The organism is Chryseobacterium endophyticum, from assembly GCF_056333165.1.
The window spans coordinates 425546-438374 of the sequence record NZ_JBWGXE010000002.1; the positions used below are offsets into that span (position 1 = coordinate 425546).

13 protein-coding genes are annotated in these 12829 nt (G+C 36.9%); 9 read left to right on the plus strand and 4 right to left on the minus strand.

The genetic code is table 11. From position 1 onward, the window contains the following. Positions 1-199: 199 nt before the first annotated feature. A complete protein-coding gene (locus tag AC0N32_RS06295) occupies positions 200-847 on the minus strand; it encodes a DUF1349 domain-containing protein (RefSeq protein ID WP_476393008.1) in 648 nt (215 codons plus the stop codon). Between the two features lie 85 nt (positions 848-932). On the opposite strand from AC0N32_RS06295, the gene AC0N32_RS06300 reads away from it, so the two are divergent. The 8 genes from AC0N32_RS06300 (at position 933) to AC0N32_RS06335 (ending at position 8912) form a co-directional block, all read left to right on the plus strand. Further along, positions 933-1697, plus strand: coding sequence for a response regulator transcription factor (locus AC0N32_RS06300; protein WP_476393009.1), 765 nt, complete (start codon positions 933-935; stop codon positions 1695-1697). A 209-nt stretch (positions 1698-1906) separates the two neighbouring features. Continuing rightward, positions 1907-3163 carry an aminotransferase class I/II-fold pyridoxal phosphate-dependent enzyme gene (locus AC0N32_RS06305; RefSeq protein WP_476393010.1) on the plus strand — a complete coding sequence of 419 codons (1257 nt, stop codon included), beginning with the start codon at positions 1907-1909 and terminating at the stop codon, positions 3161-3163. Positions 3164-3169: 6 nt separating this feature from the next. After that, positions 3170-3799 carry a TetR/AcrR family transcriptional regulator gene (locus AC0N32_RS06310; protein WP_476393011.1) on the plus strand — a complete coding sequence of 210 codons (630 nt, stop codon included), beginning with the start codon at positions 3170-3172 and terminating at the stop codon, positions 3797-3799. A 99-nt stretch (positions 3800-3898) separates the two neighbouring features. After that, entirely contained in the window at positions 3899-4984 is a 1086-nt protein-coding gene (gene dnaX, locus AC0N32_RS06315; RefSeq protein ID WP_476393012.1) for a DNA polymerase III subunit gamma/tau, read from the plus strand. A gap of 65 nt (positions 4985-5049) precedes the next feature. Then, positions 5050-5604: a hypothetical protein gene (locus tag AC0N32_RS06320; RefSeq protein WP_476393013.1), complete on the plus strand. Its 555-nt coding sequence runs from the start codon at positions 5050-5052 to the stop codon at positions 5602-5604. A 432-nt stretch (positions 5605-6036) separates the two neighbouring features. After that, positions 6037-7116, plus strand: coding sequence for a chorismate mutase (locus AC0N32_RS06325; protein ID WP_476393014.1), 1080 nt, complete (start codon positions 6037-6039; stop codon positions 7114-7116). Between the two features lie 117 nt (positions 7117-7233). Further along, a complete protein-coding gene (rsgA, locus tag AC0N32_RS06330) occupies positions 7234-8160 on the plus strand; it encodes a ribosome small subunit-dependent GTPase A (protein ID WP_476393015.1) in 927 nt (308 codons plus the stop codon). A 335-nt stretch (positions 8161-8495) separates the two neighbouring features. After that, the gene (locus AC0N32_RS06335; protein ID WP_476393016.1) at positions 8496-8912 is read left to right on the plus strand and encodes a nucleoside-diphosphate kinase; all 417 of its coding nucleotides are present in this window, start codon (positions 8496-8498) and stop codon (positions 8910-8912) included. Between the two features lie 309 nt (positions 8913-9221). On the opposite strand, the gene rpe is transcribed toward AC0N32_RS06335, so the two are convergent. Further along, complete coding sequence (rpe, locus tag AC0N32_RS06340) at positions 9222-9872, minus strand: ribulose-phosphate 3-epimerase (RefSeq protein ID WP_476393017.1); 651 nt, start codon at positions 9870-9872, stop codon at positions 9222-9224. A 306-nt stretch (positions 9873-10178) separates the two neighbouring features. Continuing rightward, positions 10179-11252: a chryseobasin maturation metalloprotease ChrP gene (chrP, locus tag AC0N32_RS06345; protein WP_476393018.1), complete on the minus strand. Its 1074-nt coding sequence runs from the start codon at positions 11250-11252 to the stop codon at positions 10179-10181. Positions 11253-11303: 51 nt separating this feature from the next. Here chrP and AC0N32_RS06350 point away from each other — a divergent pair, with 51 nt between their 5' ends. Then, positions 11304-12008, plus strand: a complete 705-nt coding sequence (locus AC0N32_RS06350; protein ID WP_476393019.1) for a DUF4294 domain-containing protein — start codon at positions 11304-11306, stop codon at positions 12006-12008. Between the two features lie 36 nt (positions 12009-12044). Here AC0N32_RS06350 and AC0N32_RS06355 read toward each other — a convergent pair whose 3' ends face one another. Beyond that, a complete protein-coding gene (locus tag AC0N32_RS06355) occupies positions 12045-12461 on the minus strand; it encodes an NUDIX domain-containing protein (protein WP_476393020.1) in 417 nt (138 codons plus the stop codon). Between the last annotated feature and the right edge of the window lie 368 nt (positions 12462-12829).

The window sequence follows — 12829 nt, forward strand, 5'->3', positions numbered from 1 at the left end:
TCTTCATTCAAATATCTAACCAAATAATATATTTATATTAAAAATATTAAATAATTGTAATAAAACCATCAAAAACTGTAAAACGTAGTCAAAAAATTACAATTTTGTGGTATCTGATGCTAATGAATGTAAATAAAAAAACCTCTCTGATCAGGAGAGGTGTAATAAAATTGACTGATTATTGAAATTTTAATTCAATCTATTGGTTTTCTTTCAGCCATTTCAGACGGCGCTCATCAGGTAAATGTTTTACACTGAAATTTTCAAACGTTGCATTAAATCCTTCGCCGTCCGGACAGGCTGCCATAAGGCCCACCATCACAGGAGAATTATCCTGAAGATGGGCATTACGCATCATGGTATAGTTCTTATCATCAAAAGAGTAGAATATTTCTACCGCGTCAAGCCTTCTTACTGCTTTTATCCAGATATCGGAAGGTGTTTTATCCAGTGTTATCACGCTCCAGTCGCTGGTTGTATGCGTGACCACTGTACTGAGATTATATTTTCCGTCGACAAATTCAATTCCTGCTTTGATGTAATTTTCCTTATCGATTCTCAGCATAAGACCCATCTGGTCGAATCTCGCTTTATAGCTTCCTTTTATTTTCACTTTCGCTTCAAACTCTCCACCGTATGTCGAATACAGAAAGGGCGCATCATCCACCGTAAAACCATAATGTGAAATGCGCCAGTAATCACTCTGGGGCGTTACGAACATGCTCAAAGTATTGTTTTTGATTTCCCATTTTGATGGTTCATTAAACCATGTCATTTTTTCTAACGTCTGTGCCAGGCTTTTATTGATCATGCACAACGCACAAAAACTTAAAAATATTCTCTTCATTTCAAAACTCTACGCGTAAATATTATTATTTTAGCAAAAGTATTATTTAATGGTACTCGGTACAATACTGAAAAATAACCATTTTATGAAAATTGTAAAGACTCTTAACGAAACCCTTCTCCAAAATCAAACGAAAGAAGATCAGATATGCCTCATGGATGTTGAGGTGTACAAAAGCATTGCAGATGCCTATGTGAAAACCGAAAATTCAATCGCTGTGCTGAGTGATATGCAGCTGGACAGAAGCTATATCTTCACGTCCGGAACGGCTTCAGAGCTTGGGTTAAATTTCAGCCGTTATCCGACCGTTATTGATTCTATCTGGGAAGAAGAAATATTAAAAAAAATCCATCCTGACGACAAACTCAAAAAATATGTCCATGAAATGAGATTTTTCAAACTCTTAGAATCTCTTTCCCCAGACAAACGCCCGGAATTCAGTGTTCTTTCGAGAATAAAAATAAAAGACAAAGACGAAATATACCGGTTTGTAAAACACAGGATGTTTTATTTCTTTTCTCCTTATAATAGGAAGCTTAGATTCGCTCTTTGTCTATACAATATCGATCTGGACCAGTCGAAACGGTCACCGTCAGCATTTTTAATCGTTAATTCCGTAAAAGGTGAAATCATTATAGAAGACAAACTGAACTACGATAATATTCTTTCCAGTCGTGAAATGGAAGTCCTGAAATACGTTGGGGAAGGATACACAAGCAAAGAAATTGCAGAACAACTGTCAATCAGCATTAATACGGTAAACCGGCACCGGCAGAATATTCTTGAAAAATTAAAAGTGAAAAATTCGGTGAGCGCGTTTAATGAAAATAAACAGATTTTAAATTTATAAAACTTTGATTTTTAACAAAATGTAAAGTTATTCAATTAATATTTAATTTATATTTTTCATCCTGTTTAGTTGGAATTATTATGAATAAATAATCCAATTATGAGTTTTTAATAAAAAATATTTCATGCATTACATTTTTTTTAATGAAAAATTGATTTTGTTTTAAATAAAACTTATATTTGTTATAATAACAATTAAACATTAAAAGGATGAACATTAATTTTTCGACGGCAACATTCAAAGATTTTGAAAACGTTCCGGGACTTGACATGATGGAGAGAGCAGATATATACTATGACTTTTTAGAATATATGAAAAAAAATGGCCACAGGTACAGATTGCAGAACAAAACAGGATGCAGCTCTGTAATGAACGTGGGAACAGAAAATACAACAAAAGAATTTGTCAGTTTTGTTACAAGTGATTATTTAGGATTTACACAGCATCCTAAAGTAAAGCAGGCCGCTATAGAAGGGATTGAGAAATACGGAACCGGAACAGCAGCTACGCCACTCATAGGAGGCTATTACTCGTACCATACTCATCTGGAAGAAAAAATATCGTCATTCTTCGGGAGATCCAAAGATGAAGTGGCAATATTTACCACAGGTTACACGGCAAACAGCGCAACTTTGCAGATATTGCTCCAAAAAGAAGATATTGCGATTATTGATATGGCCGTACACGCAAGTGTCTATGAAGGATGTATCCTGACCAACCGGAAAACATTCCCTCACAATAACCTGGAAGCATTGGAACAGATTTTAAAACTTTCTCAAAACCAGTTCCGTACAAAGCTCGTAGTTATAGACGGTGTATATTCTCAGGACGGAGATACCGCACCTATCGAAGAAATTTATAAATTAGTAAAAAAATACGGCGCTTATCTAATGGTTGATGACGTGCATGGCGTAGGGATTTTAGGAAAAACAGGAAGGGGAACCATCGAAAATACTGGACTACTTGATAAAATTGATATTATCACAGGGACATTCAGTAAAACATTCGGTAACCTCGGGGGATATGTTATTGCGAATGAAACACTGGCAAATTTCGTAAGATTTCAGTCCCGCCAGCAAATATTTTCCGCCACAACACCTCCCGCCATAGCGACGGGAATTGTAAAGGCAATAGAGTTAATCGATGAAGAACCGCATTGGCGCACAAAACTTTGGGAAAACATCAATTATTTCAAAAAAGGACTTGATGATCTGGGACTGAATACAGGTACGACATGTTCCGCTGTTATCCCTGTGAAAATAGGCGATCCTCACATCACGGGAGACGTAGGAAAGATGCTTTTGGATCATGGCATCTATACCAATCCCATTATTTATCCTGCGGTTGCTAGAAAAGATGCGCGGATAAGGATGAGTATGACCGCCACACATGAGCGGGAACACCTCGATAAAACACTCAATGCATTTGAGGATATCAATAAAAAGTTGCATATTGCAAAAAAATAATTACAAATGGCTAGAAAAGTTGTACAAGGCCCTATTAGGGATAAAGAAAAAACTAAACAAAAACTGCTGGGAGCAGTAGGGAAAATTTTAAGAACAAAAGGCTACGCCGGTCTGAAAGTGAGCAAGATAGCAGCCGTAGCAGGCTTCGACAAAAAACTGATTTATGAGTATTTTGGAAATACTGACAAGCTGATTGATGAATACATCAGAACTCAGGATTATTGGAGCAAAATGAATCAGGATAATATTGAAGTAGATATTTCGGATGGCGGAAAAGAACTTTCCAAAATGGCGATTCTTACTCAGTACGAGCAAATCAAAAAAAATAAAGAACTTCAGAAGATTATTCTTTGGGGGCTTTCAGAAAGCAAACCGCTTCTTAAAAAGATCGCTGATGAAAGAGAAGAAATGGGAGAATTACTTTTTAAAAATATTGTAGACCCTCACTTCAAAGAAAAATCCACGAGATACCGTGCGATTGCTGCTATTTTAGTATCAGGAGCTTATTACCTTAATCTCTATACTGCGCACAACGCAAGCCTGTTTTGTGGAATCGACCTGAAATCTGATGAAGGAAGAAACGAAATCGAAAAAGCGATTAGTGAAATCATTGATTTTGCATATTCTGAAAAATAAAATGATGAGAAAAAATTTTCCTATTGACCAGGATAAGTTTTGTGGATAACTTGAAATTGAAAATTTTCAAATTACAACTATATTTCTTATTTTTGGCCAATGGAAAATTTTATCGTATCTGCACGAAAGTATCGTCCACAACAATTTGACACTGTTGTCGGGCAATCGCACATTACGGATACTTTAGAACATGCGATTGAAGAAAATCAGCTTGCTCAGGCTTTATTGTTTTGCGGACCGAGAGGCGTAGGTAAAACTACCTGCGCAAGAATTCTGGCCAGAAAAATCAACGAAAAGGACGGCTCTGTTTCAGAAGACGGTTTTGCATACAATATCTATGAGCTCGATGCTGCCTCAAACAATTCGGTAGATGATATTCGCGAACTGATAGATCAGGTGCGTTTCGCCCCACAGGTCGGCAAATATAAAGTCTATATCATCGATGAGGTTCACATGCTGTCTTCGGCAGCTTTCAACGCTTTCCTTAAGACATTGGAAGAACCTCCTGCACATGCCATTTTCATACTGGCCACCACAGAAAAGCATAAGATCATTCCCACCATCCTGTCACGTTGTCAGATCTACGATTTTAAAAGAATTACGATCGAAGACATTCAGGAACATCTGAGAAGCATCGCTCAAAAAGAGAATATTCAGTACGAAGACGATGCTCTTTATCTCATTGCTCAAAAAGCAGACGGTGCCTTACGGGATGCTTTATCTATTTTTGACAGACTTTCCACCTTTTCACAGAAGAATATTACTTTGGCAAAAGCTGCTGAAGTATTGAATATTCTGGACTATGATCAATATCTGAAAATAGTAGACCTTGCTAAAGAAAATAAAATTCCAGAGGTACTTTCTGCATTTAATGAAATTGTAAAAAAGGGGTTTGATCCGCATATTTTTATAGCCGGTCTTGGAAATCATTTCAGAGATCTTATGATGGCTCAGAACGCTTCTACAATCGATCTTATTGAAGTAGGTGAGCAGACAAAATCCAAGTTTGTGCAGCAGGCCCAGACCTGGAATGCACAACAGCTGATCGATGCTATAGAAATCTGTAACCATGCAGATATCAACTACAAAAATTCTAAAAATCCGAGACTTACGGTAGAAATTGCATTGATGCAGTTAGCTTCCATTACCGCTAACTCCGATATATCTAAAAAAAAAAGTTTATAATATTAGCTCCTTTCCTCAGTGAAAAGCAGGAAATCAGGACGCCCGTAAAAACGGAAGAACGGAAAGTGGAGATAATCAGCCAGCCCAAAACGGAAGAGCCGATCAAACCACAGGAAGCCGAAATTAAAAAGACGACAAAACCGTTAACCCGACAGATCATTTCTTCCGGATTTAGTATTAATGCTTTTTTAAATAAAGATGATAATAAGCCCGAAGAAGAGGAAAACGTTGTCGTAAAAACGGATAACCTCCCGCAAAATCATTTTACGGAAACCGATCTGCAGGCAGAATGGAATTTACTGCTGAAGCAACTCCAGAAGAAAGATACATTTGTCTTCAATGCCATCAAATCATTCAAATTGGTGAAATCCGGAGAAAACCAGATTACGGTTCTTTTCCCGTCAGACTCTGCCAAAGTGGAATTCGATAAGGTGAGCCGCGAATTTTTCAATCATTTCAAAACCAAAGTCCATAATTTCTCCATTGAGATCTTGTACAAACGTGACGTCGAAAACCTGAAGATCGAAGTCATGACAAAAAGAAAAATCTTTGAAAAATTTGTCCAGAAAAACCCGTTGTTAAAAGACCTTGACGATCTCATGAGATTCGATCTTACCTAAGAAAAAATTCAATAAAAGAGATTTTAACAATTGCAGATGCCACATTTAAATAAATTTTATATATTTGCTGAATATTTGCAGAGAAAATCATTTTTCAACAATGGCAAATTAGAAAAGAAAGCTTAAGAATAAACGATCATCAGTGGATATTTCATTAAAACCATTTATATCTGTTTTTAAAACTGCTAAATATTTTAGCGGTTATTTTGGTTTTTCTTCAGCTTATTTCAGAAGTTCAGAAAGAAGTTACCGATTTTATTATTGGTATTGCTAACTGAATTTCTTTCCAAAAAATAAAGGGAACTTTCGTATTTATTCCCTGATTCCATTAATAAAAAATTTTAACGGCATTTTTTTGAAAGAATTATAAAGTAATTTTATAATGCTACTGCTATTGATATCTATTAACAATTAAGAAAATAATTAAGAATAATGAACTTAAAAGAATTACAGAACGACTGGATCAACGCTTTTTCGCAGCCCCTAATGATCGCAGGACCATGTAGCGCAGAAAGCGAATCACAGATGCTGGAGACCGCCAGAAGAATAAGAGAAACCAATGCCAATGTACCGATATTCCGTGCCGGGATCTGGAAGCCCCGCACCAAACCAAACGGATTTGAAGGGGTAGGAGTGATCGGTTTAAACTGGCTGAAAAAAGTAAAGGAAGAATACGGATTTAAAACGGCTACCGAAGTGGCCAATGCGCATCATGTGTTTGCTGCCCTTGAAGCGGATGTGGATATTCTCTGGATCGGCGCTCGTTCTACCGTAAACCCTTTTACCGTTCAGGAAATTGCTATGGCGCTCAGAGGGACAGAAAAAACAGTACTTGTAAAAAATCCTGTAAATCCGGACCTGGCTTTATGGATTGGTGCTTTGGAACGGCTTTTAGGCCAGGGAATAAAAAATCTGGGTGTCATTCACAGGGGATTTTCCACGTACCAGAAAACAAAATACAGAAACAATCCGAACTGGCAGATCGCCCTCGATTTTAAAAGTCAGTTCCCTAATATTCCCATGCTTATCGATCCTTCACACATCTGCGGAAACAGGACTGGTTTGGCAGATATCACCCAGGAAGCACTGAATGTTGGTTACCAGGGAGCCATCATCGAAACCCACTCAAATCCTGATGAAGCATGGAGTGATGCCTCACAGCAGATTCCCCCGGAAGTCCTGTCAGATCTTATCGGTAATCTTAAAGTGAGAAGTACAGATCTTGCAGGTTTTGAAGGAGATATGGGAAGACACCGGACCCTGATTTCCGATATTGACTTTCAGCTTATTGAATTGCTGTCACAAAGAATGAAGATTTCGGAGAAAATCGGGAAGCTTAAAAAAGAAAATGACATTGCCATATTTCAGCCAGAACGCTGGAAAGTAATTACTGAATACGCTACACAGAAAGCCGTGGAAACCGGTATGTCTAAAGAATTTATTGAAAAAATATTCAAAGCCATCCACGAAGAATCCATCGAGGTGCAGAATAACATCATGATCGACCGGTAACCATCGGATCATAAACCTATTGAGGGCTTAGAATTCAGATAATGGATATGTAATCTCGCATATCGCTTAAATCCTGAATTCTAAGCCTAATTTATTATATTTGCACCAAGTTACTATATGAAAGGAAAAATCGTTAAATCTACGGGAAGCTGGTATCAGGTTTTGGAAGAAGAAACCGGAAAAATCTTTGAAGCCAGAATCCGGGGCAAATTTAAGCTGATTAAAACAAGACTTACCAATCCTCTTGCAGTGGGTGATTTCGTTGAATTTCAACTTGAACAGGATGATATTGCCTGGATCACAAAGATTGAACCGAGAAGAAATTACCTGATCAGAAAGTCCGTAAACCTTTCAAAAGAAGCTCATATCATAGCTTCCAATATTGATCTTGCCTGTTTTATTTTTACCTTAAAACACCCCGAGACCTCTCTGGGCTTTTTAGACCGCTTTCTGGCGTGCTGTGAAGCCTACAATATAACACCTCTTATTTTATTTAACAAAATTGATGTTCTCACTGAAGAAGAAATCGAAATAGTAAGAGACATCGAATTTCTGTACAGTGAGATTGGTTACAGATCCCGTGAAATTTCTTCCTATTCCGGATTAAACCTGAATGAGCTTAAAGAGATGCTTAAAGATGAAACTTCAGTTTTTTTCGGACATTCGGGTTGTGGCAAATCTACACTTGTGAACGCTTTACAGCCTGGTTTAAATCTTAAAACTTCAGAAATTTCGGACACGCATCTTAAAGGAAAACATACCACCACATTTGCCCAGATGTATTTTTGGGATTTTGGGGGTAATGTGATTGATACACCGGGTGTGCGCGAATTTGCCATGATCGACATCCAAAAAGAAGAAGTACAGCATTACTTCCCGGAAATCTTCAAAAAGAGAGAAGAATGCAAATTCCATAACTGCCTTCACATTAATGAACCGAAGTGTGCCGTTATTGCCGGTCTGGAAACAGGAGAGATTCAGCACTCCAGATATTCGACCTATATAAAGCTCATGGAAGAGGCCGAAGAATCTGTTCAAAAATAATTCATCATTTAGTTAAAAATAATTCATTTCAACCTTCATTGATTTAAAATGAAGCAATAACTTACTGATTCCATTTACCTTACATTTTGTTACGGCAATTTCATGATAACAATCCTCTGAAACATGCATCAATAAAAAACCCAGCCTAAGCTGGGTAAAAACTAATAACCATGAAAACTCAAATTAAACATGAGAATCGGAATATAATAAACAATTATTGTGCCAAACTTTTATTCATGATTTCTTAACAAATGTTATATTTATGTTAAAATTTGTTTAAAATTAAACTAACAGATTTTTTTTGTATTTTTGCGGCATTAAAAAAATATACATATATGTCTAACATTACATTCACCATGATTAAGCCAGACGCCGTTGCAGATGGGCATATTGGTGCTATATTAGGTAAAATCGCAGAAGGAGGTTTCAAAATCAAAGCATTAAAATTAACTCAGCTTACTGTGGCTGATGCTAAAAAATTCTACGAAGTACATGCTGAAAGACCATTTTACGGAGAATTGGTTGAGTTTATGAGTTCAGGACCGATCGTGGCTGCTGTTCTTGAAAAAGACAATGCTGTTGAAGATTTCAGAACTTTAATAGGAGCTACCAACCCAGCTGAAGCAGCAGAAGGTACCATCAGAAAAATGTTTGCAAGAAGCATCGGAGAAAATGCCGTTCACGGTTCTGATTCTGATGAGAACGCACTTATCGAAGCTTCATTCCATTTTTCAGGAAGAGAAATTTTCTAACAAGAAATTCATCAACAATACACGTCCGGAGAAGTTATTTTCTCCGGATTTTTTTTGCTCTGAAATAAGTAACTGTAAATCACCTGCTAACTCCCGTTAATACTTAATACTCCGTATTTATACCTAGTGGTAAATTCCGTATTTATACGGATGTACAATGCCACATTTTTTTGCAATTTTACAGTGTTAAAACAATAAGAAAAATCTAAGCATAATAAGTCTAAGCTAATAACCATTAAGACTAATTTCGTGAAAAAGAAAAGGCAGCCGTTTATGGCTGCCTTTTTGTCATATTTTATTGTTCTAAAACTAGATCTTTAAAAGCTCTATAGTTCTCTCCGGGTTTTCTGCCGAAAAGACAGCATTTCCCGCCACCAGGACATCTGCTCCGGCTTCAAAAAGCCTGGCCGCATTATCTACATTTACACCTCCGTCAATTTCAATAAGTGCCGTAGAATTGTTACTCAAAATGAGATCTTTTGTTTCTGCAATTTTCTTGTAGGTATTCTCAATAAATTTTTGTCCGCCAAAACCGGGATTTACACTCATAAGCAATACCAGATCAACATCTGCAATAATATCCTCAAGCATCAGTACCGGTGTGGAAGGATTCAGAACTACGCCGGCTTTTGCGCCAAGGCTCTGGATATGATGAATGGTCCTGTGCAGGTGAGTACAGGCTTCGTAGTGCACGGAAACAAGATCAGCCCCCAGATTGATAAACTCGTCGACATATTTTTCGGGTTCCACAATCATAAGATGTACGTCAACAAATTTTTTGGCGTGCTGCTGAACAGTCTTCATCACAGGGAAGCCAAATGAGATATTAGGAACAAACCTGCCATCCATTACATCCACATGAAACCAGTCTGCCTGTGAATTATTTATCATTTCGATATCTCTTTGCAGGTTTCCAAAATCTGCAGCTAAAAGGGAAGGAGCAATAAGCTTGGTTTTCATTTTAATATTTATAGTTTATTTTCTTTATAACAATCCATCATTGGATCAAAATGTACAGCAAGAAGCCCGCGAAAATCGAAGCTTCAATTATACTCAGTTTAATATTACTGAACTTTAATACCAGAAATCTGTCAAAAACAAAAAGCCATAGAGGGACTATACCGCTAATCATTAACATTTCCAGAATCATTTTATAGGCCGAACCATTTATATACAACAAGAAAAACGATATAAGCAAAATATAATGCCGTCATGACGGATACAAATGTCGGTTTTCTGACCAGATGATTAAAGAAACGGTTCATCCTAGTGATATTTTAGCTTCATTTCCGGCTGGATTTTAAGAAGAGTTTCATAGATCAGTCTGATTACGTTTCCTACATCTTCTTTAGAAACCATTTCAACCGTAGTATGCATGTAACGCAATGGAAGTGAGATCAATGCACTGGGAACACCTCCGTTAGAATGCGCGAAAGCATCGGTATCGGTGCCGGTCATTCTGCTCGCGGCAGCTCTTTGGAAAGGGATTTTTGAGGTCTTGGCTGTCTCAATAATCAATTCTCTGATGGTATGGTGAACACTTGGAGCAAAAAACACAACCGGTCCATCCCCGCATTTCTGATCACCTTCTTTTTTCTTCTCGATCATCGGAGTAGAGGTATCGTGGGTTACATCTGTTACGATGGCGATATTAGGCTTGATGGTATCTGCAATCATATCCGCACCGTACAATCCGACTTCTTCCTGAACAGAATTTGTAATATACAGCCCAAAGGGAAGAAGTTTTTTATTTTCCTTTAAAAGACGCGCCACTTCTGCAATCATAAATCCGCCGATTCTGTTGTCTAAGGCTCTGCAGACAAAATAACGGTCATTCATCTCGAAAAATTCATCGCGGTATGTGATCATGCAGCCCACGTAAATTCCCATTTCTTCCACCTCTTTCTTTGAAGTTGCACCGCAGTCGATGAAAATATTCTCGATTTTTGGGGTCGGTTCGTTCTGGTTGGTTCTTGTATGAATGGCCGGCCATCCGAAAACACCTTTCACAATTCCGTTTTCGCCATGGATATGCACGACTTTGGAAGGCGCAATGGTCTGATCTGAACCTCCGTTCCGAATCACATAAATCAATCCGTCATCGGTAATGTAATTCACATACCATGAAATTTCATCAGCATGAGCCTCAATCACCACCTTGAATTCAGCTTCAGGATTGATGATCCCGTAGCATGTCCCGTAATGATCGATCTCAATTTTGTCTACATAAGGTTTTATATAATCCATCCAGATTTTCTGCCCTTCATGCTCATAACCGGTTGGTGAAGAAGTATTTAAATATTTTTCTAAAAATTTCAAAGATTTCTTATCAAATTTCATAAAAAGGAATGATTTTTGCGTTTAAATTGCTTTATAATAGGTGTAAAAATAATGAAATTTAGCAAGATTATTTGTCTTTATCTTTTCTTTTTCGGAGTGAGTGTTTTTGGTCAGAAAGATTCTGTTATCGCTAAACCTCTCAGCCAATACCCTCAGGAACTTTTAAAGGTGGACGAATTCGGAAATAAATATTTTTATGATGAAAGGCAGAAGGCGAAGATCTATGAAATAAACGGGGAGACGGTGGTTGTTATGGATGAATTGATTTTGCTTAATAAACCTAAATTCAATAATCAGCTAGACAGGAATTATTATTATTTTTTAAATAAAAAACTATACCGGGTTTATCCTTTATTTTTAACAGCTTTACAACAATACAGAGACATCCAGGCAGAAATGACCAATCTTGACAGCAAAGCCAAAAGAAAATATATAAAAGACCGCCAGAATATGCTGGCTGACCAGTATGAGAAGCAACTTCGGGATCTTACCACCACAGAAGGGCAGATCTTCGCTAAACTCATGAACAGGGCCACCGGAAAAAACGTATATGAAATAATCAAAGAATTAAGGGGCGGGTGGAGCGCATTCTGGTGGAATCTAAAAGGAAAAATGGCAGATATTGATCTCAAAGACAAGTATGATCCGCATACAAAAACTACCGATCAATACCTTGAGTCGCTCCTTCAGTCAAACTGGAATTCAGGCTACCTGCAGCCTTATCCGGGGGCAAACAATTTCAAAATTTACAAATAATAAATCATCATAATTAAAATTCCTGTAAGTCTTTTCTTACAGGAATTTTTCTTTTAATTTATCAAAAACAATTTTGTCAATGGGAAGAACAAAAGGATTGTCGGCTCTGTTGATATCTAGCCATTCCGTTTTTTCTATACACGGGTCGAGGATCAGAAAGTCTTCTTCATTCATGATATTGACGATATAATAAATGGTTATTAACTGCTCATTTTCCCTGAAACGCGATACGAGAAAGTTTTCCTGAGTATAAAAATGTTCTACAATTTCGATCTTTACGTTCAGCTCTTCATCAAATTCACGGTGTAAACAATCCAATACGCCTTCGCCAAATTCCAGTCCACCGCCGGGAAATTTCATTAAAGGCTCGCCGGCATACTCTTCATATAAAGTCAGAACTTTTTTATCTTTCACCACACATGCATAAACCCTAATGTTTATCTTGTCTATCATATTTAATAATTTGTAAAGCTAATGTAAGGAATTATGAAGAAAAGGGCAAAACATAGTCGAGAGAGATTCATGACTAAAAATCACAATAATTTCAGATATGATAGGATAATTCTCAAGGTTTTTGGATTTAAAATAAATTTTAACTATCTTAAGAAAGATAAACGTTTAACTGAAACATCTTTTAAAAGTATTAATTTTTTAAGGTAAAGAATTTAAAGAATATCAAGTTTAATATATAACCTTCTATAAACTAATCGTTTGCATCTTTAAATATTTTAATTTAAAAAATCGCGAAACTACAATTATTTTTCGAATGTCCAAAAAATAATGCTCTTGTTTTTTTGCAGCATTAAAGAATAATTTTGCGA